Source organism: Streptomyces sp. NBC_00212, from assembly GCF_045206365.1.
Classification (GTDB): domain Bacteria; phylum Actinomycetota; class Actinomycetes; order Streptomycetales; family Streptomycetaceae; genus Streptomyces.
Genome location: NZ_CP108115.1, coordinates 5,621,412 through 5,642,920, shown reverse-complemented (window position 1 = coordinate 5,642,920; position 21,509 = coordinate 5,621,412). Strand labels below are relative to the sequence as shown.

At 73.2% G+C, this 21,509-nt stretch carries 15 protein-coding genes and 1 pseudogene; 4 read left to right on the top strand and 12 right to left on the bottom strand.

Annotation, left to right across the window (positions count from 1 at the left end; genetic code table 11):
- Positions 1-195 precede the first annotated feature (195 nt).
- On the top strand, positions 196-1,896 hold the full coding sequence (locus tag OHA17_RS25850; RefSeq protein WP_406510815.1) for a hypothetical protein: 1,701 nt from the start codon (positions 196-198) through the stop codon (positions 1,894-1,896).
- A 94-nt stretch (positions 1,897-1,990) separates the two neighbouring features.
- On the opposite strand, the gene OHA17_RS25845 is transcribed toward OHA17_RS25850, so the two are convergent.
- Positions 1,991-4,387, bottom strand: a complete 2,397-nt coding sequence (locus OHA17_RS25845; RefSeq protein WP_406508573.1) for an ATP-binding protein — start codon at positions 4,385-4,387, stop codon at positions 1,991-1,993.
- A 171-nt stretch (positions 4,388-4,558) separates the two neighbouring features.
- The gene (locus OHA17_RS25840; protein ID WP_406508572.1) at positions 4,559-5,560 is read right to left on the bottom strand and encodes an aldo/keto reductase; all 1,002 of its coding nucleotides are present in this window, start codon (positions 5,558-5,560) and stop codon (positions 4,559-4,561) included.
- A gap of 183 nt (positions 5,561-5,743) precedes the next feature.
- Between OHA17_RS25840 and OHA17_RS25835 the strand changes: the two genes are divergently transcribed.
- Positions 5,744-7,015: an aminotransferase class I/II-fold pyridoxal phosphate-dependent enzyme gene (locus tag OHA17_RS25835; RefSeq protein WP_053727348.1), complete on the top strand. Its 1,272-nt coding sequence runs from the start codon at positions 5,744-5,746 to the stop codon at positions 7,013-7,015.
- Between the two features lie 37 nt (positions 7,016-7,052).
- Here OHA17_RS25835 and OHA17_RS25830 read toward each other — a convergent pair whose 3' ends face one another.
- The 5 genes from OHA17_RS25830 to OHA17_RS25810 form a co-directional block, all read right to left on the bottom strand.
- Positions 7,053-7,922, bottom strand: a complete 870-nt coding sequence (locus OHA17_RS25830) for an ABC transporter permease (protein WP_406508571.1) — start codon at positions 7,920-7,922, stop codon at positions 7,053-7,055.
- Positions 7,919-10,528, bottom strand: a complete 2,610-nt coding sequence (locus OHA17_RS25825; protein WP_406508570.1) for an alpha/beta fold hydrolase — start codon at positions 10,526-10,528, stop codon at positions 7,919-7,921. The genes OHA17_RS25830 and OHA17_RS25825 overlap by 4 nt, the downstream gene beginning before the upstream one ends.
- Positions 10,529-10,689: 161 nt before the next feature.
- The gene (locus OHA17_RS25820; protein WP_406508569.1) at positions 10,690-11,463 is read right to left on the bottom strand and encodes a maleylpyruvate isomerase family mycothiol-dependent enzyme; all 774 of its coding nucleotides are present in this window, start codon (positions 11,461-11,463) and stop codon (positions 10,690-10,692) included.
- Between the two features lie 21 nt (positions 11,464-11,484).
- Positions 11,485-12,882 carry an APC family permease gene (locus OHA17_RS25815; protein WP_398872023.1) on the bottom strand — a complete coding sequence of 466 codons (1,398 nt, stop codon included), beginning with the start codon at positions 12,880-12,882 and terminating at the stop codon, positions 11,485-11,487.
- A 299-nt stretch (positions 12,883-13,181) separates the two neighbouring features.
- Positions 13,182-13,832 (bottom strand): LysR substrate-binding domain-containing protein, encoded by a 651-nt coding sequence (locus tag OHA17_RS25810; RefSeq protein WP_406508568.1) that lies wholly within the window; start codon positions 13,830-13,832, stop codon positions 13,182-13,184.
- A gap of 96 nt (positions 13,833-13,928) precedes the next feature.
- Between OHA17_RS25810 and OHA17_RS25805 the strand changes: the two are divergent.
- Positions 13,929-14,350, top strand: a pseudogene (locus OHA17_RS25805) (hypothetical protein); the annotation flags it as partial.
- Between the two features lie 11 nt (positions 14,351-14,361).
- Here OHA17_RS25805 and mmsA read toward each other — a convergent pair.
- From mmsA to iolC, 5 genes are read right to left on the bottom strand one after another with little or no spacing between them, the layout of a single operon-like run.
- Positions 14,362-15,864: a CoA-acylating methylmalonate-semialdehyde dehydrogenase gene (gene mmsA / locus OHA17_RS25800; RefSeq protein ID WP_406508567.1), complete on the bottom strand. Its 1,503-nt coding sequence runs from the start codon at positions 15,862-15,864 to the stop codon at positions 14,362-14,364.
- Positions 15,865-15,878: 14 nt separating this feature from the next.
- Entirely contained in the window at positions 15,879-17,768 is a 1,890-nt protein-coding gene (gene iolD / locus OHA17_RS25795) for a 3D-(3,5/4)-trihydroxycyclohexane-1,2-dione acylhydrolase (decyclizing) (protein WP_406510814.1), read from the bottom strand.
- Positions 17,759-18,574, bottom strand: a complete 816-nt coding sequence (iolB, locus tag OHA17_RS25790) for a 5-deoxy-glucuronate isomerase (protein WP_406508566.1) — start codon at positions 18,572-18,574, stop codon at positions 17,759-17,761. The genes iolD and iolB overlap by 10 nt, the downstream gene beginning before the upstream one ends.
- Before the next feature lie 16 nt (positions 18,575-18,590).
- Entirely contained in the window at positions 18,591-19,478 is an 888-nt protein-coding gene (locus OHA17_RS25785) for a deoxyribose-phosphate aldolase (RefSeq protein WP_406508565.1), read from the bottom strand.
- The gene (gene iolC, locus OHA17_RS25780) at positions 19,475-20,473 is read right to left on the bottom strand and encodes a 5-dehydro-2-deoxygluconokinase (RefSeq protein WP_406508564.1); all 999 of its coding nucleotides are present in this window, start codon (positions 20,471-20,473) and stop codon (positions 19,475-19,477) included. The genes OHA17_RS25785 and iolC overlap by 4 nt, the downstream gene beginning before the upstream one ends.
- Positions 20,474-20,606: 133 nt before the next feature.
- Here iolC and OHA17_RS25775 point away from each other — a divergent pair, with 133 nt between their 5' ends.
- Entirely contained in the window at positions 20,607-21,509 is a 903-nt protein-coding gene (locus OHA17_RS25775) for a sugar phosphate isomerase/epimerase family protein (RefSeq protein WP_406508563.1), read from the top strand.

Genomic DNA, 21,509 nt, shown 5'->3' with positions numbered 1-21,509 from the left:
AAAGGTTGTGGCGCAGCTTGAAAGACGATAGGGCGACGATGGCCGCGAGCCGCGAGCCGCGAGCCGCGAGCCGCGAGCCGCGAGCCGCGAGCCGCGAGCCGCGAGCCGCGAGCCGCGAGCCGCGAGCCGCGAGCCGCGAGCCGCGAGCCGCGAGCCGCGAGTGGGGCGGCCGGCGCGTAGCTTTTCGGGGTGGCCATGCACGCTAGCCAGCCCCTTCGCGTTCCGGTCGGGCCCGATGCCCACCGGTGGCGCACCTTCCGCGCCGAGAAGACCCTGGTCGTGGCCGCCCGTACGGTGACGTCGACCGTCCGCGTCCTTGAGTGCCTGCCCACCCTGGTGCGCGACGACAGCCGTGTCTCCGTCGTGTTCGCCTACGATCCGACGTCCGCCTTCAGCGACGGCGTGCTGCAACTGCTCCACGATGCCGGGTGCCGGGTCATGCCCTGGGAGCAGCTCGGCCGCATCAGCCCCGACCTCATCGTCACCGCCAGCGAGAACATCGACGTGCCGGACGGCGACTGCCCGGTCCTTGTGCTGCCGCACGGGGTGGGGTTCCAGAAGCTGGTGCCCGATTCCCGTAGTGCGCGGGAGCGGCTTTCCGGGCTCGTACCGGATGCGCTCCTTGAGGCCGGGCGGGCCTGGCTGGCCGTTTCGCATCCGGAGCAGGAGGAGCAGCTGCTCGCCGCACACCCCAAGACCGCCGGGCGCACGCTCCCGGTCGGCGACCCGTGCTTCGACGAGCTCCTCGGTGCGATGCGCCAACGAGACGTCTACCGACGGGAGTTGGGGGTCGGCGACGGGCGCCGGCTCGTCGTGGTCAGCTCCACCTGGGGGCCCACCTCCCTCGTCGGGCAGGACCCGGAGCTGCCGGCCCGGCTGCTCGCCGCGCTGCCGTACGACGAGTACCGGGTCGCCCTGGTCGTCCACCCCAATGTCTGGGCAGGGCACGGGAGTTGGCAGATCCGTACGCTTCAGGCGGCCGCCCTCGACGCGGGGCTGCTGCTCGTGCCGCCGGTGCACGCCTGGCGGCCCGCGCTCGTCGCCGCCGACCTGGTGATCGGCGACCACGGATCGGTGACGCTGTACGGGGCCTGCCTCGACATCCCCGTACTGCTCGCCGCGTTCGGCCCCGACGCGGTGCCGGGCACGGCGGCCTTCGACCTGGCCCGGCTCGCACCGCGCCTCGACCCGCGCGCCGATCTGGCCGGGCAGGTCGAGGAAGCCGTCCGCGCGCACGTGCCGCAGCGCTACTCCCCCGTCGCCGAGCGCGCCTTCGCGGACCCTGGGCAGGCGCACGCCCGGCTCCGCAGCGCGCTGTACGGCCTCATGGAGCTGCCCGAGCCGGCCACCGCGGCGCCGTGCGCGCCCGCGCTGGGCGGCGCGGACGTCGACGCCGTCCCGTGCAGGTCGTGGCGGGTCGCCACCGCCGTGTCCGCCGACCGCTCGGGGCCCGTCGTCACCGTCCGGCGCCATCCCGCTTCGGTGTCCGGCGCCGTCGAGGAGGGCGCCGATACGTTCGCCCACCTGGCCTGCGCGGAGGACGAGCCGGACCGGCGGCTGGCCGAGAGCGCTTCGGTCATCGTCCGACAAGGCCGGGCGGGTACGGCAGTTGGCGCCCTGCGCTGGATCGCCGACGCCCTGGAGCGATTCCCCGGCTGCCTGCTGACGGCCGTCGCCACGGACTCGCGCGGCGTCCTGGTCGGGCTGCGGGACGGCCGGATCGTCGAGGCCACCTCGACCGGCGCGGCCGTGGACCCGGGCCTCGCGGCCGCTGTTGTCTACGCGCGCCTGCGGGCGGGCGGGCCCTTGACGGATGCGCTGGTGGCGTTGCGGATCGGGGCGGCTCGCACGGAGGACGTCGCCCTGCGGGTGCGGGCCGCCCAGCAATCCGGCTGAGCGGGAGCCCTGCGGGTACGGGGCGCCACTCATTGGTCCCGCTGAGCGGGAGCCCTGCGGCTGCGGGCCGCCTCTCGCACCGGCGGAGCCGGACTCACCCCAACTCCCCCAGCCGCGACCGGATCTCCGCCGCCAGCGGGCTGCCTCCCGCCTCGTGGATCTCCAGCGCGCGGGTCAGGTCCGCACGCAGCAACGCCCGTTCGCCGCCCTCGCGTTGGGCGATGTCGGCGAGTTCCAGGAGGGCCTGCGCCTCGTAGTGGGTCGCGTCCTGCTCGCGCAGGACCCGTACCGCCTCGCGCAGTTCGCGCTCCGCCTCCGCGCGCTGCCCCAGGTGGCCGTGGGCCCGGCCGATCGCGGCCGTCGCTCGGGCGGCCATCCGCACATCGGGATCCGCGAGGCCGAGCAGCGCCTGGTGGGCCTGCCTCAGCGTGTCCAGGGCGAGCGCGGAGTCGCCCGCCGCGTCCTGCGCGCAGCCGAGGAAGAAGGTCACGATGGCCGCACCCCGCGCCTGGCCCGCCTCGGTGTTGAGGCGCACGGACTCCTCGTACACCTCGATGGCCCGCGCGGGGTCGGAGCGGTCCCAGTACCGGCCGAGGAACTCCAGGACGGATGCCCGCAGTTGCGTGTGGTCGGCCACCTCCGCGCACGCCTGCGCCGTGTTCAGTTCCGCACGGGCGTGCTCGTACTCGCCCAGGTCCATCAACGGGCGGGACAGGAGGCTGCGCAGGCGGGCCTCGGCGGCCGGTTCCAGTGCGGCAGAGGCGAAGGCCGCGCCGAGTTCCAGCGATTCCTTCCAGTCCGCGACGTACCTGCGGTGCAGGAACAGGACGGTGAATCCCTCCGCCAGCTGCCAGCCCCGCATGCAGAGGCCGTGGTCACCGGCCGCCCGCAGCACGGCCAGGATGTTGGCGCGCTCCGCCCCCAGCCAGTCGAGCGGGTCCGGCGCGTCATCGGCCGCGAACGGGTCCGGGTTGTCGGCGAGCAGCTCGGCCAGGTCCGCGATGCGCAGCCTGTCGAGCCGGACAGCCCGGTCGGCGAACGCCGTCAGGGCCAGATAATGCGTCAACACCCGTTCCACGACGGCCAGTTGACCACCCTGCGGCTCCTCCGACTCCGCTCGCTCCCGCGCGTGCAGCCGTACGAGTTCATGGCAGCGGTAGCGGTCCTCGCCCGCCTCCTCCAGGAGGCTCGCCTCCACGAGTTCGTCGAGCAGCGACCCGGCGGCCATCCGGTCCGCACCGAGGGCGGCGGCGACCGTTCCCGTCTCGAAGGTGCGGCCGGGGATCCAGCTCAGCAGGCGGTAGCAGCGGGCCGCCTCGGGCTCCAGCTGCCGGTAGGACGCATCGAACACTGCGGACACCGGGTGCTCCCCCCTCAGGGACATCGCGGACAGCCGGCGGTTCTCGTCGGACAGTTCGGCGGCGAGGGCGGCCGTCGTCAGGCGGCGCTGGGTGAGCAGCCGGGCCGCGACCACGTGCAGGGCCACGGGCAGTCCGCCGCACAGCTCGACGAGCCGCTCGGCGGCCGCCCGGTCGGCGTCGACCGCCTCCTGACCGCAGCGGTCGGCGAGGAGCGCCAGGGCACTGTGCGTGCCGAGCGGCTCCAGGGACATCAACCGCGCGCCGTCCACGGCGAGTTCACCCAGGGACGTACTGCTGGTGACCAGGACCGCGCTGCCCGGGCCGTTCGGTACGAGGGCGCGCACCTGGGCCGGTGCGTCGACGTTGTCCAGGACGAAAAGGAGCCGCCGCCCGCCGGTGCGCTCCCTCAGCAGTCTGGTCTGCTCGGGCAGGGTGCGCGGCAGGTAGTCCTCCTTCACGCCGAGGGAGCGCAGGCACATCCCCAGGGCGGCGGACACGTCCGCGCCGCCCGCCCGGCCGCGCAGCTCGGCGAAGTCGACGTAGACCTGCCCGTCCGGGAAGTAGGCGCGCGAGCGGTGCGCGCAGTGGCGGACGGTCGCCTTCTTGCCGACCCCGGGCGGGCCCGCGACCACCAGTACACCGACGTGGACGGCCTCGCTCGCGCCGGTGGCGAGGATGCCGTCGAGCGCCGAGAGCGTGTCCGTACGGTTGAAGAACCGGGTGCGCAGGGCCGGCACCTCGTCGGGGCGGTTCTCGGACGGCAGCTGTCCACGGGCGGCGATCCCCGCGTGACGGCCGGGGACGGCCCGGCCATCGGGGGCCGGCCCCGCAGCTCCGGTCAGTTCGGCGAGCAGGATGCGCAGCTCCTGAGCGGCGCCCGGGTCCTCCTCCAGCATCCGCCGCAGCCGGCGGCGCAGTTCGCCCTCGACGGCCGCCGCGTCGTCAGCGCCCGCGGCAACCGTCAACTCGTCCGGGGCGTCCGGGAGTTCGTCCTCCGCCGCGCCCTCCCCGCCCCTGCGGGCGAAGAAGCGCGCCACCCGGGCCCGGGCCTGCGTCCAGGACTCCGAGACCATGAGCCCCATCAGCGTGGTCGCCGCCGTTCCCGCGAGCGTCGCCAACTCGGCTTCCACAGAGCCCCCTTTGTGTCGCGCACGCGAACGGTGTCAGCGGATGTTCCGAGGCCACCTCGGCACTGGACAACCCACGGTAGAGAGATCGTCCCGGCTTGGACAGTACGACCTGCGGCGCGGCACCGCGAGATCCGGCCGACCCGCACCACCCGAGCCGCGCGCCCCGCCCCCTCAGTGCCCCAGCCTCGCCAGCGCCGCGTCCGGGTAGCGGCCCCGGGCGACCGCGCCCTCGGGGACGGCGCGGGTCAGCAGGGCCGCCTGGTCCGGGGTCAGGGTGAGCTCGGCCGCCGCCGCGTTCTCCTCGACGTAGCGGCGCTTCTTCGTGCCGGGGATCGGGACGATGTCCTCGCCCTGCGCGAGCAGCCAGGCCAGGGCGGCCTGGCCCGGTGTGCAGCCGAGGTCGGCGGCGACGGCGCGCACCGCGTCCACGAGGGCCAGGTTGTGCTCGATGTTCTCCTCGGCGAAGCGCGGCCAGCGCCTGCGGTTGTCCGCGCCGTCCAGGTCGGCCGTGGAGGTGATGCCGCCGGTGAGCATGCCGCGGCCCAGCGGGCTGTACGCGACCACGGCGATCCCCAGCTCGCGGCACGCGTCCAGCATGGCGCCCTCGACGACGTCCCGGGTGAACAGCGAGTACTCCAACTGCACGGCGGCGATGGGGTGTTCGGCATGCGCCTTGCGCAAGGTGTCGACGCTGATCTCGCTCAGCGCGAGGTGGCCGATCTTGCCCTCGGCGACCAGTTCGGCCATGGCGCCCACCGTCTCCTCGACCGGGACCGAGGGGTCGCGGCGGTGCACGTGGTAGAGGTCGATGCGCTCGACGCCCAGGCGCCGCAGCGAGGCGTCGCAGGCGTTGCGGACATGGGCCGCCGAGGTGTCCACCCGGGTCACCCGGCCGGTCCCGGGGTCGTGCCGCAGCCCGAACTTCGTCGCGATCACCAGGCGCTCCCGGTCGGCCGCGCGCCGCCGCAGCCAGCGGCCGAGGAACTCCTCGTTGGCGCCGCGACCGTACGCGTCCGCCGTGTCGAGCAGGGTGACGCCCAGGTCGAGCGCCCGGTCCAGGGCCCGCTCGGACTCCGCGTCGTCCGGCACCCCGTACGCCGTCGACATGCCCATGCACCCCAGACCCACGGCCGAGACGGCCGGGCCCCCGGTGCCGAGTTCGCGATACCTCATGTCGCGTTCAGCTCCCCTTCTGTCACTCCCCGAAGTTCCAGCCCCCAGATTCTCCCGTATTCCGCTTCCGTACGGGCGGGAGGAAGCCGGTCGTCCGGCCCTCAGGGGGCTCTTTGTAAGCTCGACAGGGCGCACCCACCCGATGCCGTTCCACGCACGCGCGGCCCCGCGAGAGGAAACACCATGACCACCGAGTTGAGCTCCGACGCCCTGGCCGGGCTGCTCGACCAGGCCCGGCAGGACTACGCGGCGCTTGCGGCTCGCGGCCTCAAGCTCGACCTCACCCGGGGCAAGCCCGCACCCGAGCAGCTCGACCTCTCCGAGGACCTGCTCAGCCTGCCCGGCGGCCGCTACACCTCCGCCGACGGCACGGACGTGCGCAACTACGGCGGCCTCCAGGGCCTCATGGAGCTCCGGGAGATCTTCGCCGAGGTGCTCCAGGTGCCGGCCGGGCAGCTGCTCGCCGCGGGCAACTCCAGCCTGGAGCTCATGCACGACTGCCTCGTGCACGCGATGCTGAGCGTCGTCCCCGGCGCCGAGTCCCACTGGGTGGACCAGGAGCGCCTCGCGTTCCTGTGCCCGGTGCCGGGCTACGACCGGCACTTCGCGCTGTGCGAGCGCTTCGGCATCGAGATGATCCCGGTGCCGATGACCGACGCGGGCCCGGACATGGACGTCGTGGAGCGCCTGGTCGCCGAGGACGCGGGCATCAAGGGCATCTGGTGCGTGCCGAAGTACAGCAACCCGAGCGGCGTCAGCTACAGCGACGAGACCGTGGCGCGCCTGGCCCGCATGGAGACCGCGGCCCCCGACTTCCGGATCTTCTGGGACAACGCGTACGCCGCCCACCACCTGACCGACGAGCCCACCGAGATCGCCGACCTGCTCGGCGCCTGCGCGGCGGCCGGTCACGCGGACCGGGCGTTCGTCTTCGGCTCCACCTCGAAGATCACGGCCGCGGGCGCGGGCGTCGCCTTCTTCGGATCCTCGCCCGCCAACGTGCAGTGGCTGCTCGCCAACAACTCCAAGCGCTCGATCGGCCCCGACAAGATCAACCAGCTGCGCCACGTCCTGTTCCTGCGGGACGCGGACGGCGTACGGGCCCACATGGAGCGCCAGCGCGCCCTGCTGCAGCCGAAGTTCGAGACCGTCCAGCGGATCCTGGAGAGCGAGCTCGGCGGCACCGGCCTCGCGAGCTGGACGCTCCCCCAGGGCGGCTACTTCGTCACCCTTGAGGTCCCCGAGGGCTGCGCGAAGGAGGTCGTGAAGCGGGCTGGCGAGGCGGGCGTCGTGCTGACCCCGGCCGGTGCGACGCACCCGTACGGCAACGACCCGAAGGACGCCGTCATCCGCATCGCGCCCAGCTACCCGGGCCTCGCGGAGCTGGAGCAGGCGATCCTGGGCCTCACGGCCTGCGTGCGGCTCGTCGGGTACGAGAAGCTCCTGGCGGCCTGACCGCCCCGCGAGAACCCCGCCCGCAAGGACCCCGGGCCTACGACACGATGTCCTTGCGGGCGAACCCGCGGAAGGCCAGCGCGAACAGCACGAGCGCGTACGCCACCGACACCGCCGAGCCCTTCAGCATGCCGCCCCACTCCAGGTGCGGCTGGAGGGCGTCGGCCCAGGCGAACTGCCAGTGCGCGGGCAGGAAGTCCCGCCAGTCGCCGAGCGCCGTCACCGCGTCCAGGACGTTGCCGACGATGGTCAGGCCCACCGCGCCGCCGACCGCGCCGAGCGGCGCGTCCGTCCTCGTGGAGAGCCAGAACGCGAGCGCCGCCGTGACCAGCTGGGACACGAAGACGAAGGCGACGGCGATCGCGAGGCGGGGTATGGCCTCGCCCGAGCCCAGCGAGCCGCCGGTCGGGATCTGGAGCGGCCCCCAGCCGTACACCGCTGTGCCCGCCGCGAGCGCCACCACGGGCAGCAGCACGATCGCCGCCGCGCTGAAGGCGAGCGCCACCGCCAGCTTCGACCACAGCAGCCGCGCCCGGGGCACGGGCGCCGCGAGCAGATAGCGCAGCGAGGACCAGCTCGCCTCCGAGGCCACCGTGTCGCCGCAGAACAGCGCGACCGGCACCACGAGCAGGAAGCCCGCCGACACGAACAGGCAGGTCGCGGCGAAGTTGGCGCCGGACGCGGTCGCCGTGTCCATCAGCGTGATGCGGCCGTTGCGGCTGCTCGGGCTGCCGCCGATGGCGAAGGCGACGATCAGGACGAACGGCAGCGCGCCGAGCACCGCGCCCATGACCAGGGTGCGCCGGCGCTTGAGCTGCCGTACGGCCTCGACGCGCAGGGGCAGGGTGCGCCGGGCGCGGTAGCCGGGGGCCGTCTCGCCCGACGGGGACTCCATCAGCGTGGTCATGCGGAACCTCCGATCAGGGTGAGGAACGCGTCCTCCAGGCGGCGGTGCGGGCCGACGCCGGTCAACTGCACGTCCAGGCGCAGGAGTTCGGCGATGAGCTCGGTGGTGGTCGCCCCTTCGAGGCGGATCAGGAGGCCCTCGTCGGTGCGCAGCGCCGAGCCGATGCCGGGCAGCGCCGCCACCTTGTCCACGACGGCCTCGGCCACCGGTTCGGCCGTCGTGACGAGCAGCGTGTCGCTCGCGCCGGTGATCTCGGCGACGGGGCCCGCCTGGACGAGCCGGCCGCGGTCCATCACCACCAGATGCGTACAGGACTGCTCGACCTCCGACAGGAGGTGGCTGGAGACGATCACGGTGCGGCCGCCCTCCGCGTACCGGATCATCACGTCCCGCATCTCGCGGATCTGGGGCGGGTCGAGCCCGTTGGTCGGCTCGTCGAGGATCAGCAGGTCCGGCATGCCGAGCATGGCCTGCGCGATGGCGAGCCGCTGCCGCATGCCCTGCGAGTACGTGCGGACCGCTCGCTGGAGGGCGTCGCCCAGGCCGGCGATCTCCAGGGCCTCCTCGATGCGGGAGTCCTCGGCGGGGCGGCCGGTCGCCGCCCAGTACAGCTCCAGGTTCTCGCGGCCCGACAGGTGCGGCAGGAAGCCCGCGCCCTCGACGAACGCGCCGACCCTGGACAGGACGGGCGAGCCCGGCCGGATGGCGTGGCCGAACACCCGGATCTCGCCGCCGTCGGGCCGGATGAGGCCCATGAGCATGCGCAGGGTGGTGGTCTTGCCCGCGCCATTGGGCCCGAGCAGGCCGAGCACCTGCCCCTTCTCCACCCGGAGGGACAGCTCACGCACGGCGTACCGATCGCTGGACCTGGCGTACTTCTTGGTCAAGTCGGTGATCTGGAGCGGCACTTGGGCCAGCTCCGGGTCGGGCGCGGGGGTGTGGGTGCGCCGGGTGACCAGGAGCGCGCCGCCGATGAGGGCCCCGGCGAGCGGCAGCCCCCACACCCACCAGGACAGGCCCGCGGAGGCGGTGCGCGCGGCGGGCACGGTGGGCACGCTCAGGCCGCCGCCGTCCAGCGAGACGGTGTACGTGGCGGGCGCGGCCGGGGAGGCGAAGCCGAGGTCGGTGGCGGCCACGACGAGGCGAAGCCGGTGGCCGGCCTCGACGTTGTGGTCGACGGCGGGCAGCGTCAGCTCGACGGTCTTCCCGCCCTTGGCGCCGTCGACCCGTATCGGGGCGACGAGCTGGGAGGGCAGGACCTGCTGCTTGCCGTCGGGGCCGACGTCGTACACCTTCCCGAAGAGCACGGCGGTGTCGCCGCTCGACTTCACCTTGAGCTTGACGGTGGGCGAGCCGGTGACGTGGACGCCGGTCTTCAGGGGCGCCGAGTCGAACCTGGCGTACTGGCCGGGGAAGTCGAGGGAGAGGCCGACGCCGAGGGAGGACAGGCCGGACAGGCCCGCGCCGAGGCCGGGCACCGCCGAGATCGCGGGCGGTGCGCCGCCCGGCGGGTTGTCGAAGCTCTGCTCCCGGCCGGTCAGCGCGATCGCCTGGCGCCCGCTCTCCAGGCCGGGGTAGCTGCCACTGCTCGCTCCCCTCAACTGGGCTGCGCCATCAGTGGAGTTGACGCCTCCGGTGCGGGTGACGCGGAAGGCGGGCCCGGTGTCGGCGCCCTTGTCGTCCTTCAAGTACCGGTCGAACCACTGGGTGACGCGGGCCTGGGTGCGGCCGGTCTCGCGGTCGCCGCCGTCGTGGCCGCCCGCGATCCAGTCGACGGAAACGGGGGCGCCGTTGGCGGCGATCCGCTGGGCCATGGCGTCGGCCTGGCCGAGCGGGAACAGCGAGTCGGTCTGGCCCTGCATGATCAGCGCGGGCACCTTGATCCGGTCGCCGACGGCGGACGGGCTCTTGGACTCAAGGAGTTTCTCGGCCTCGTCGTCCGGCTGCCCGGCGGTCGCGACCCGGTCGTACATCGCGCAGATCCGAGGCTCGAACTTCTGGCAGCCGCCGGCCGTGGAGACGAAGATCCCCGCCCAGAGCTTCTTGTAGACGCCGTCGGGGAAGAAGACGTCCGACAGGTTCCAGTACGTCATCTCCGGGGCGATCGCGTCGACCCGCTTGTCGTATCCGGCGGCGAGCAGCGAGATCGCCCCGCCGTACGAGACCCCGGTGACGCCGACGCGCGGGTCGCCCGCACCGTCGAGCCGTACCTCGGGCCTCTTGGCCAGCCAGTCGACGAGCCGCGACACGTCCTTGACCTCGAACTGCGGATCATTGAGCCCGATCTGGCCGCTGGACTTGCCGAAGCCGCGCGCGGACCACGTCATGACCGCGTACCCGTCCCGCGCGAGCTGCTCGGCCTGGCCCTTCACCTCGTCCTTGCTGCCGCCGAAGCCGTGTCCGATCAGCACGGCGGGCCGCTTGTCCTTGGCGCTGCCCGCCGTGAAGAACGAGGTGTCGATCTTCGCTCCGGGCATGTCGAGAACCTGGTCCTCACGGTGCACGGCGGGGGCGCCCGAGGCGCCCGCGGCACTCCAGACGCCGGCCCCGGCGAGCGCGGCGAGGGCAGCCGCCCCCGCGGCCAGCCGCCATCGGCGTCTGCGCATGCTGATCTCCATCCCCCAACGGTATGCGCCCGCACCGACAACGGAGCCTGCCGCTGGGTGGAAGTGCCTGCTGTACCCGGGGAGTACGGTCGCACCGTCCCGTACCGCAGCGGGAGTAGTGGGCGTGCCCCGGTCGACGCGCCGGCCGCCGTCGCACGGGCTCAGCCGAACGACGCCCCGCTCAGCCAGCGGTCGAGCACGGCCGCGTCGCCGAGGACCTCGACGGTCGGGGTGTCGGTGGGCAGCCGGCGGTAGAAGACGCGCAGTACGTCGGCGAGCGGGCCGCGCAGCGCCACCGTCGCCTTGTCGTGGGCGCGGCGCCAGGTGAAGCCGTCCTCGCCGATCTCGATGAGCCATTCGGCGCCGGGGGCGTCCGTGGCGTGCAGGTGCAGGGACTGGCCGGGCTCGCCGAGCGGGGTCTCGGAGCGCTTGAACGCCCGGGCGAAGTCGATGATGCCGAGCCACTCGTCGAGGGCGTCGGCCGCCACATCGGCGGGCAGCGTGTACGCCGCGCCCACCGCGCCGGCCGCGTCCGCTCGGTGCACGACGGTCTCGTGGGTCATCCGGCGCGACCAGAAGGAGGCGGGCGTCATGCCCGCCCAGGACCAGACCTCCAGGTCGGGCCCGGCGTCCCGCAGCGCCGTGGCACAGAGCTCGGCGCCCTCGGCCAGCCACGCGTCCAGGGCGGCCGCGTCGTCGCTCTCGGGCCCGCCGCGGCCGGCCACCTGCTCCGGCGAGACGGGCTCGGTGGCCTTGGTGCTCACGATCTGGTGGACCCAGCGGTGCGCTCCGCCCACGTGCCGGGCGAGTTCGCGCAGGGTCCAGTCGGGACAGGTCGGCACCTTCGCCGAGAGGTCCGCGCCGGACAGGTGAGACCTCAACTCAGCGGTCTGTCGGACGAGTTCGTCGCAGTACGTCGCATGTTCAAGAGTCATGGCCCCACCCTAGGCAATGCCTCAGACCCGGGCATCCTCGGGGATGCTGACCAGCCAGCGGGTCTCGCGGCGCGGCCGCAGGTACAGCGCCCAGTACAGGGTGGCGACCGCGGTGATGCCGCCGGTCCACAGCAGGTACTGGGTCTCCTGCTGGGTCAGGATGTAGGCGAGTACGGCGATGAGGAGGACCGGCACCGCGGGCCACAGCGGCATCCGCCAGGCCGGGACGTCCTTGTGCGAGCCGCGCCGGCAGAGCAGGGCGGCGACCGCGACCAGCAGGTACATGGCGGTGACGGAGACGCCGGTGACGCCGTAGAGGGTGTCGAGCTTGACGAAGCACAGGGCCGCGCCGGGGACGCCGACGAGGAGGGTGGCCACCCACGGGGAGCCGAACCGGCCGAGCCGCGACAGACCCCGGTTGACCGGCTCGGGCCAGGCCTTGTCGCGGGCGGAGGCGAACAGGACGCGGGAGTTCTGGATGACCATGACGATGCCCGCGTTGATGATGGCGAGCGCGACGCAGAGGCTGACGAAGGTGCCGACCGCGGAGTTCGACCAGGCGGCGACCATGTCGCTGAGGTTGCCGCTGGTGAGCGCCGCGAGGTCGGGGGCGCCCAGCGTGATGGCCACGACGGGCACCAGGATCACGGCGGTTGAGATGGCGAGGGTGGCGAGCACGGTGCGGGCGACGTTGCGCCGCGGGTGCTCCAGCTCCTCCGACAGGTACACGGCGGTCGAGAAGCCCTGGGTGATGAAGAGGGCGATGGCGAGTCCGGAGATCACCATCATCGCGGTGACCGTGGACGGCGCACCGCCGTCCGTGGCGACCGAGCCGTGCACGAGGGCCGAGGCGCCGCGCTCGCTGTGGGCGAAGCCGAGTACGGCGACGACTCCGGCCGCGACGACTTCGAGTACGAGGAAGATTCCGGTGATCCAGGCGTTGGCGCGCAGGTCGAGCAGGCCGGCCAGGGTGGCGAGCAGCATGACGCCGGCGCCGGCCAGCGGCGCCGGTATGTGCACGATCGGCGCGAGGTAGTCGGCGGTGCCCATCGCGATGACGGGCGGCACGATCATCACGACGAGCAACGAGAGGACGAACACCAGCCAGCCCGCGAGCCGCCCCGCCATCGTCGACACCATGGCGTACTCGCCGCCGGCGCTGGGGATGAGGGTGCCCAGCTCCGAGTAGCAGAACGCGACGCCGATACAGAGCAGCGAGCCGATCGCGATGGTGAGCGCGGTGTAGGTGCCGAGGGTGGCGAAGAGGTCGGGCACGACGACGAACAGGGTGGAGGCGGGCGTCACGCAGGACAGCGTGAGGAGGGTGCCGCCCACGACGCCGATGGAACGCTTGAGCTTCTGCGGGGTGGGGCCGGTCGCGGGGGCGAGCGCCTGGGGGGCGCTGAGCGTTTCCGTCATCGTGCGGTTCCGATCGACTGGTGCGGTTCCGATGCGCGGGAGCGGTATCGCCTCCAGAGGCGGGGTGGTGAAGTGGTTCGGTGGCTCCCGGGTGGACGTCATGGAATCCTTCGCAGAACCGCAGGTCAATAGCGGGTTACCTGCGGAATCCGAAGATCCGGCCCGCCTGAACGCCGGTTTTCGGCGTCAAGAACGCGTCAAGCCATGAAGTTCGGCCGGTACGGGAACCGCAGCGCCCGCGTCGAAGTTCGTCCGTAACTTTCCGCGGTACGGACGCTCTGGGGCCGTTCAGACAGCCCTCAGCCGGTCAGCGCGGCCACCAGCGCGCGCACCGGGTCCGCCGGGCCGCGCGGGTGAATGATCTCCGTACGGTGCACGAGGCGCGGCGCCGAGACCCGCACCGCCACCGTCCCCGCGAGCCCCTCGGCGGCCCCGGGCGCGAGGGCCGCGAGCCCGTGCCCGGCGGCGACGAGCGCCCCGAGCCCCCTCAAGTCCGTTCCGCCGTACGTCACTTGGGCCGCGAAGCCGTCGGTGTGGGCGGCGGCGCGCAGCTGGGCCAGGGGTACGGCGGTGTCGGGGGCGTCGATCCAGCGGGCGTCGGCGAGGTCGGCCAGGCGCAGCGCGGGGCGGCCGGCGAGGGGGTGGGAGGCGGGGAGCAGCACCGCGAGGGGCTCCTCGGCGGCGAGGGTGATCATCGGGCCCGCGTCGGGCAGCGGCAAAGGGTCACTGGGAGGGGCGGCGCCGGTGACCAGGCCCAGGTCGGCGGCGCCGGCGAGGACCGCCCGCACAGCCTCGTCCCGGCCGAGGACACGCACCTCGACGGCGAGGCCGGGGGCGGCCCGGCGCACGGTCGCGAGGGCGTCGGCGAGAGCGGGCGTGAGCGCGGCGGGCGCGCAGGCGAGGGTGAGCCGCGAGGGCCGCACCTGAGGTGAGCCGCGCGATGTCGGCACGGGCCGCGTCCAGGCGGAGCAGCAGCGGGCGGGCGTGCTCCAGGAGACGCTCCCCGGCCTCGGTGGGACCGACGGGGCGCCGACAGTCTGGTGCGCATGACCACGACCCGTATCGCCCTGGTCGGCGACCGCTCGCCCGACGTCCGCTCCCACACCCGTGTCCCGCTGCTCCTCGACGCGTACTGGATCCCGACGGAGGAGGCCGAGGTGCACGGGGTCGGGGGCTTCGACGCGGTGTGGCTGCTGCTTGGCAGCCCGTACCGCAGCAAGGCCGGGGCGCTGGCCGCGGTGCGGACCGCCCGCGAGGAGGGCATCCCCTTCCTCGGCACCTGGACACCCTGCGCGCCCACGGCCTGGCCTTCACGGGCGCCGACACCGAGGGAGACGTACGCGTCACCGAACTCCCCGGCCACCCCTTCTTCCTCGCCACCCTCTTCCAGCCGGAGCCGACGGGCGACGGCCGCCGCCCGCACCCCTTCATCAGGGGGCTGGCGACGGCCGCGGTGGAACACGCGAAGGCGACGCGGTGTCAGTGGTTGCGCGGGAAGCCCAGGTCCACGCCCGACGGGCCGTCGGCCGGGTCCGGCCAGCGGGTCGTGACGACCTTGCCCCGGGTGTAGAAGTGCGTGCCGTCGTTGCCGTAGATGTGGTGGTCGCCGAAGAGCGAGTCCTTCCAGCCGCCGAAGGAGTGGTAGCCCACCGGCACCGGGATCGGCACGTTCACTCCGACCATGCCGGCCTCGACCTCCAGCTGGAAGCGGCGGGCCGCGCCGCCGTCCCGGGTGAAGATCGCGGTGCCGTTGCCGAACGGGGAGGCGTTGATCAGCGCCAGGCCCTCCTCGTACGTCTCGGCGCGCAGCACGCACAGGACCGGGCCGAAGATCTCGTCCCGGTAAGCGTCCGCCGAGGTCGGCACGTGGTCCAGGAGGGACAGGCCGATCCAGTGGCCGTTCTCGAAGCCCTCGACCGTGTAGTCGGTGCCGTCCAGGACGACCTCGGAGCCCTGGGCGGCCGCGCCCGCGACGTACGACGCGACCTTGTCGCGATGGGCCGCGGTGATCAGCGGGCCCATCTCGGACTCCGGGTCGTTGCCGGGGCCGATCTTGATCTTCTCGGCGCGCTCGCGGATCTTCTCCACCAGCTCGTCGCCGATCGCGCCGACGGCGACCACCGCGGAGATCGCCATGCAGCGCTCGCCCGCCGAGCCGTACGCGGCCGAGACGGCGGCGTCGGCCGCCGCGTCCAGGTCGGCGTCCGGCAGGACCAGCATGTGGTTCTTGGCGCCGCCGAGCGCCTGCACCCGCTTGCCGTTCGCGGAGGCGGTGGTGTGGATGTAGCGGGCGATCGGGGTCGAGCCGACGAAGGAGACCGCGGCCACGTCCGGGTGGGCGAGCAGCGCGTCGACGGCCACCTTGTCGCCGTGCAGGACGTTGAAGACGCCGTCGGGCAGGCCCGCCTCGGCGAGCAGCTCGGCGATCTTCATCGACGCCGACGGGTCCTTCTCCGACGGCTTCAGGATGAACGTGTTGCCGCACGCGATGGCGAGCGGGAACATCCACATCGGCACCATCGCCGGGAAGTTGAACGGCGTGATGCCCGCGACGACGCCCAGCGGCTGGCGGATGGAGGCCACGTCGACCCGGCTGGAGACCTGCGTGGACAGCTCGCCCTTGAGCTGCGTGGTGATGCCGCAGGCCAGGTCCACGATCTCCAGACCGCGGGCGACCTCGCCGAGCGCGTCCGAGTGCACCTTGCCGTGCTCGGCGGTGATCAGCTCGGCGATGGCGTCCCGGTTCGCGTCGAGCAGCGCCCGGAACTTGAAGAGGACGGTGGTGCGCTGGGCCAGCGAGGACGTGCCCCAGGTGGCGTACGCCGCCTTGGCGGTGGCCACGGCCTGGTCCACCTCCTCCACCGACGCGAAGGCGACCTGCGTGGTGACCGCGCCGGTCGCCGGGTCGGTCACCGGGCCGAAGCTGCCCGACGTGCCCTCGACACTCTTGCCACCGATCCAGTGGTGGACGGTCTTCGTCATGTCCAAGTGCTCCTTCACAGATGGCGGCGTCGGGCGGTGACGTGCCGTTCGTACTCCTCGCGGGCCGTGACCGCCGACGTGCGGGTCGCGGTCTCGGCCACGGGCACATCCCACCACGCCTGGGCCGGGGGCGGGCCCGACACTGTGTCGGGCGTTTCGGTCTCCACGTAGACACATGTGGGAACGTCCGAGCGGCGCGCCTGTGCGAGGGCTTCCCGCAGGTCACGCACCGTTTCGGCGCGCAGCACCCGCATCCCGAGCGAGGCCGCGTTGGCCGCCAGGTCGACCGGCAGCGGAGCACCGCCGTACGTCCCGTCCGGCGCGCGGAACCGGTACGCCGTGCCGAACCGCTCACCCCCCACCGCATCCGAGAGCCCGCCGATCGAGGCGTACCCATGGTTTTGGAGGATCACCACCTTGATGGGGATGTTCTCCTGCACGGCTGTGACGATTTCGGTCGGATTCATCAGGTACGTGCCGTCGCCGACCAGTGCCCACACCGGCCGCCCGGGCGCCGCGAGGGCGACTCCGATGGCTGCGGGGATCTCGTAGCCCATGCAGGAGTAGCCGTATTCGACGTGGTACTGGTCGCGCGAGCGGGTCCGCCACAGCTTGTGGAGGTCGCCGGGGAGCGAGCCCGCCGCATTGATCAGGATGTCGTCCCCGGTGACCAACGTGTCGAGTACGCCGAGGACTTGGGCCTGGGTGGGGCGCGCGTCGTCGGACGCGGGCGTGTAGGCGGCGTCCACCCGCGCCTCCCACGCCGCCTTCAGCCGCGCACACTCGGCCTCGTACGCCGCCGGTACTTGGTACCCCTTCAGCGCCTCGTGCAGGGCGGCAAGGCCCGTGCGGGCGTCCCCGACCAGTTGTCGGCCGCCCATCTTGAGCGCGTCGGCGGGGCGGACGTTCAGGTTGACGAAGCGGACGTCCGGGTTCTGGAAGAGGGTGGCGGAGGCGGTCGTGAAGTCGGTCCAGCGGGTGCCGACGCCGAGCACCACGTCGGCGGTGCGGGCCAGTTCGTCGGCGGCGGCCGTCCCGGTGTGGCCGATGCCGCCGACGTCGCGGGGGTGGTCGTGGAGCAGCGCGCCCTTGCCCGCCTGGGTGCTCGCGACCGGGATGCCGGTGTCCTCGGCGAACGCGCCGAGCACGTCCTGGGCCAGGGCGTGCCGCACCCCGCCGCCGGCGACGATCAGCGGCCGCCGGGCCTGCCTCAACTCCCGCACTGCGCCCGCCAGTTCATCGGTGTCGACGGCCGGGGCCCGCACCTGCCAGACCCGCTCCCGGAAGAACTCCTCCGGCCAGTCGTACGCCTGCGCCTGGACGTCCTGCGGCAGCGCGAGCGTGACGGCGCCGGTGTTCGCGGGGTCGGTCAGGACGCCCATCGCGTTCAGGGCGGCCGGGATCAGCGCCTCGGGGCGGGTGACGCGGTCGAAGTAGCGGGAGACCGGGCGCAGGCAGTCGTTGACCGACACGTCGCCCGCGTACGGGACTTCGAGCTGTTGCAGGACCGGGTCGGCGGGGCGGCCGGCGAAGGCGTCGCCGGGCAGGAGCAGCACCGGGAGGTGGTTGATGGTGGCCAGGGCCGCGCCCGTGACCAGGTTGGTGGCGCCGGGGCCGATGGAGGTGGTCACGGCGTGCGCCGAGAGCCGGCCGGACTGGCGGGCGTGGCCGACGGCGGCGTGCACCATGGCCTGCTCGTTGCGGCCCTGGTGGAAGGGCATCGTGTCAGGACCGGATTCGAGGAGCGCCTGCCCGATCCCGGCGACGTTGCCGTGCCCGAAGATGCCCCAAGTGGCGGCGATCAGGCGGTGGTTGACTCCGTCGCGGGCGGTGTACTGGCGGGCCAGGAAGGCGATCAGCGCCTGTGCGGTGGTGAGGCGGCGCGTCGTACCGGTCACTGGTATCCCTCCACGTGGTCGGGGTGGAAGGAGATCTTCCACTCCCGTTCCTGCCCCGGGCCCGCCATCACGTTCAGGTAGTACATGGCATTGCCGGGCTGGGCGACGGACGGCCCGTGCCAGCCGTCCGGCACGAGCACGGCGTCGCCGGTGCGCACCTCGGCGAGGAGGTCGGCGCCGCCGTCGCGGGACGGCGAGATCCGCTGGTAGCCGTAGCCGCCGGGGCGCTCGAACTCGAAGTAGTAGATCTCCTCCAGCTCGCTCTCCCGGCCGGGCAGGTGCTCGTCGTGCTTGTGCGGCGGGTACGAGGACCAGTTGCCGCCGGGTGTGATCACCTCCACGGCGATGAGCCGGTCGCAGGCGAAGGCGTCCGCCGAGGCGAAGTTGCGCACCGTACGGGAACAGTTTCCGGAGCCCCTCGCTTCGACGGGTACCTCCGGCGCGGGGCCGCGGCGAGCGGGGAGTCGTCGCTCGCACCGCGCTCCTGCCAGGGCGAAACGGCCTCCCGCGCCGGAGGTGATCTGGGTGTCCGCGTCACGCGGCACATAGGCGAAGTCGGTCGGTCCTTCGAACACGCCCTTGCGGCCGAGCAGTTCGAGGGCCTGTCCGTCGGTGCGCACCGTACAGCCGCCGTCGAGCGGCACCACGAGCCACTCGCTGTCCCCGGAGTCAAGGCGGTGCGAGCCGCCCGGCGGCAGGTCGAGCACGCGCAGGGAGGAATGGCTCCACCCCGCCCGCTCGGGGTCGATGTCGACGGCATACGCATCGCGGGCCGCGTCCCCGGCCCGTACGAGCAGTCCTTGGTGATCCATGTCCGATCCCTACCCCCTACAGCAGCCCGACGGCGGTATCGACGGCCGCCGCCACATCGCCGTCGGCCGGATAGAGCAGCGAGCGCCCGGCGACCAGGCCCTGCACGGTGGGCAGGTGCAGCGCCCCGCGCCACTTCTCGAAGGCGGCGTCCTGGTCGTCCCCTATGTCGCCGCCGAGCAGCACCGCGGGCAGCGTGCTGGCGGCCATGACCTCGGCCATGTCGTCCGGGTTCTCGGTGACGGGCACCTTCAGCCAGGTGTACGCGGAGGTGCCGGCGAGGCCCGAGGCGATGGCGATGGACCGGGTGACGGCCTCGGCGGAGAGGTCATGACGAATCCGCCCCTCGCGTCGATGGCAGATGAACGGCTCGACGAACACGGGGAGTCGGCGCTCGGCCATCTCGTCGACGGCGCGGGCCGCCGCGTGCAGCGTGTCGAGCGAACCGGCGTCCTCATAGTCGATCCTGAGCAGGAGTTTTCCCGCGTCGAAGCCGAGCCGGTCGAGGTCCTGGGCGCGGTGGCCGGTGAAGCGGTCGTCGAGTTCGAAGGCGGCTCCGGCGAGGCCGCCGCGGTTCATGGAGCCGATGACGACCTTGTCCTCCAGGGCGCCGAGCAGCAGCAGGTCCTCCAGGACGTCGGCGCCGGCGAGCACGCCGTCGACGCCGGGCCGCGAGAGCGCGAGCCGGAGCCGGTCGAGCAGGTCGCCCCGGTCGGCCATGGCGAGCCCGTCGGCGCCGACGCCGAGCGCGCCCCGGGCCGGATGGTCGGCGGCGATCACCATCAGCCGCCCGCCGTCGCCGCGGAGCAGCGGTCTGCGCACCCGGCGGGCCGCGGCCTCGGCGACGGCTTCGGGGTGGCGGGCCCGCAGCCGGGCGAGCCCGCCGGGTCCGAGTTCGGCGCTCACGCCCGGCCGCCTTCCAGGACGCGCTCGACCTCGGCGGGGTACGGCATCGCGGAGGAGCAGGCGAGCCGGGAGGCGACGATGGCCCCGGCGGCGTTGGCGTACCGCATGACGCGTTCGAGGGGCCATCCGGCGAGCAGCCCGTGGCAGAGCGCCCCGCCGAACGCGTCGCCCGCGCCGAGCCCGTTGACCACGTCGACCGGCACCGGCGGCACCTCGGCGACCGTGCCGTCGCGGTGCACGGCGAGCACGCCCTTGGGCCCCTGCTTGACGATGGCGAGCTCGACCCCGGCGGCGAGAAGTGCCTCGGCGGCGGCCCGGGGTTCGCGCGTCCCCGTGGCGACCTCGCACTCGTCGAGGTTGCCCACGGCGACGGTGGCGTGAGCGAGGGCGGCGCGATAGTGGACCCGGGCCTCCTCGGGATCGGCCCAGAACATGGGCCGCCAGTCGAGGTCGAAGACGGTGGCCACCTTCTCGGGGGCGCCCCGCGCCGCCAGCGCGGCCAGCGTCGCGCTCCGGCTGGGCTCGGCGCACAGCCCCGTCCCCGTCACCCAGAAGATCCGCGCCGCCCGGATCGCCGTGAGGTCCAACTCGCCCTCCCGCAGCTCCAGATCGGGGGCCTTGGGCAGCCGGTAGAAGTACAGCGGGAAGTCGTCCGGCGGGAACACCTCGCAGAACGTGACAGGCGTGGGCAGCCCGTCCACGGGGGTGACCCAGCGCGCGTCGACCCCGAACTCGCCCAGTTCCGTACGGAGATACTCGCCGAAGGGGTCGCGCCCGGTGCGGGTGACGACGGCGGTGCGGCGACCGAGCCGGGCCGCGGCGACCGCCACGTTGGAGGGCGAGCCGCCGAGGAACTTCCCGAACGAGCTGACCTTCGCCAGCGACACCCCGGTCTGCAAGGGGTAGAGGTCGACTCCGATCCGGCCCATGGTGATCAGGTCGTACGCAGGGTCGCGCTCACTGCCGTTCTCGGTGCCATGCGGAGCCTCGTCCATGCACGTCCCCTCGGGTCGCCGGGTCGCCGGTGCACCCAGGTCTAGCCGCCGTTCGCCACCCCTGTCAATCTTTTGTCCTTACATTCGGACGTAGCCTTGACACTCCTCCCGCGGCCCCGGAAGGCTGGCCCCCATGACGACGGCGAAGACCCGCATCCGGATCGGTTCGGCCCCCGACTCCTGGGGCGTCTGGTTTCCCGACGACCCTCGCCAAGTCCCCTGGCAGCGCTTCCTCGACGAGGTCGCGGGCGCGGGCTACCGGTGGATCGAACTCGGACCGTACGGCTATCTCCCCACCGACCCGGCGCGCCTCGCCGAGGAGACCGCCGTACGCGATCTGCGGGTCTCGGCCGGGACCGTCTTCACGGGGCTGCACCACGGCCCGGCGGTGTGGGAGAAGACCTGGGCGCACGTCGCGGACGTGGCCGCGCTCGCGCAGGCCACCGGCGCCGGGCACCTCGTGGTCATCCCCTCCTTCTGGCGCGATGACAAGACCGGCGAGATCCTGGAGGACAGCACGCTGACCGCCACGCAGTGGCGCGATCTCGCCGGTCAGACCGAGCGGCTCGCCCGCGAGGTGCGGGACCGCTACGGCCTGCGCGTCGTCGTGCACCCGCACGCCGACACCCACATCGACAGCGAGGAGAACGTGGCCCGCTTCCTGCACGCCACCGACGCCGACCTGGTCTCGCTGTGCCTGGACACCGGGCACTACGCGTACTGCGGCGGCGACAGCGTCAAGCTGATCGAGACGTACGGGGAGCGGATCGGCTACCTCCATCTCAAGCAGGTCGATCCGGCGGTCCTCGCCCAAGTCCGCGCCGAGGGGACGCCGTTCGGGCCCGCTGTCGCGCGGGGCGTGATGTGCGAGCCCCCGCACGGCGTGCCCGCGCTCGAACCGGTCCTGGCCGCCGCCCAGAATCTGGACGTCGACCTGTTCGCGATCGTCGAGCAGGACATGTACCCCTGCGATCCGGACAAGCCCCTGCCGATCGCCGAGCGCACCCGCACCTTCCTCCGCTCGTGCGGGGCCTGA

Bases quoted from the DNA above. Each gene is read 5' to 3' on its own strand.
- OHA17_RS25830 (WP_406508571.1), bottom strand. From the start codon at position 7,922: ATGACCACGCTGATGGAGTCCCCGTCGGGCGAGACGGCCCCCGGCTAC.
- OHA17_RS25815 (WP_398872023.1), bottom strand. From the start codon at position 12,882: ATGACGGAAACGCTCAGCGCCCCCCAGGCGCTCGCCCCCGCGACCGGC.
- OHA17_RS25825 (WP_406508570.1), bottom strand. From the start codon at position 10,528: ATGCGCAGACGCCGATGGCGGCTGGCCGCGGGGGCGGCTGCCCTCGCC.
- OHA17_RS25820 (WP_406508569.1), bottom strand. From the start codon at position 11,463: ATGACTCTTGAACATGCGACGTACTGCGACGAACTCGTCCGACAGACC.
- iolB (WP_406508566.1), bottom strand. From the start codon at position 18,574: ATGGATCACCAAGGACTGCTCGTACGGGCCGGGGACGCGGCCCGCGAT.
- iolC (WP_406508564.1), bottom strand. From the start codon at position 20,473: ATGGACGAGGCTCCGCATGGCACCGAGAACGGCAGTGAGCGCGACCCT.
- OHA17_RS25775 (WP_406508563.1), top strand. From the start codon at position 20,607: ATGACGACGGCGAAGACCCGCATCCGGATCGGTTCGGCCCCCGACTCC.
- OHA17_RS25850 (WP_406510815.1), top strand. From the start codon at position 196: ATGCACGCTAGCCAGCCCCTTCGCGTTCCGGTCGGGCCCGATGCCCAC.
- mmsA (WP_406508567.1), bottom strand. From the start codon at position 15,864: ATGACGAAGACCGTCCACCACTGGATCGGTGGCAAGAGTGTCGAGGGC.
- OHA17_RS25835 (WP_053727348.1), top strand. From the start codon at position 5,744: ATGACCACCGAGTTGAGCTCCGACGCCCTGGCCGGGCTGCTCGACCAG.
- OHA17_RS25840 (WP_406508572.1), bottom strand. From the start codon at position 5,560: ATGAGGTATCGCGAACTCGGCACCGGGGGCCCGGCCGTCTCGGCCGTG.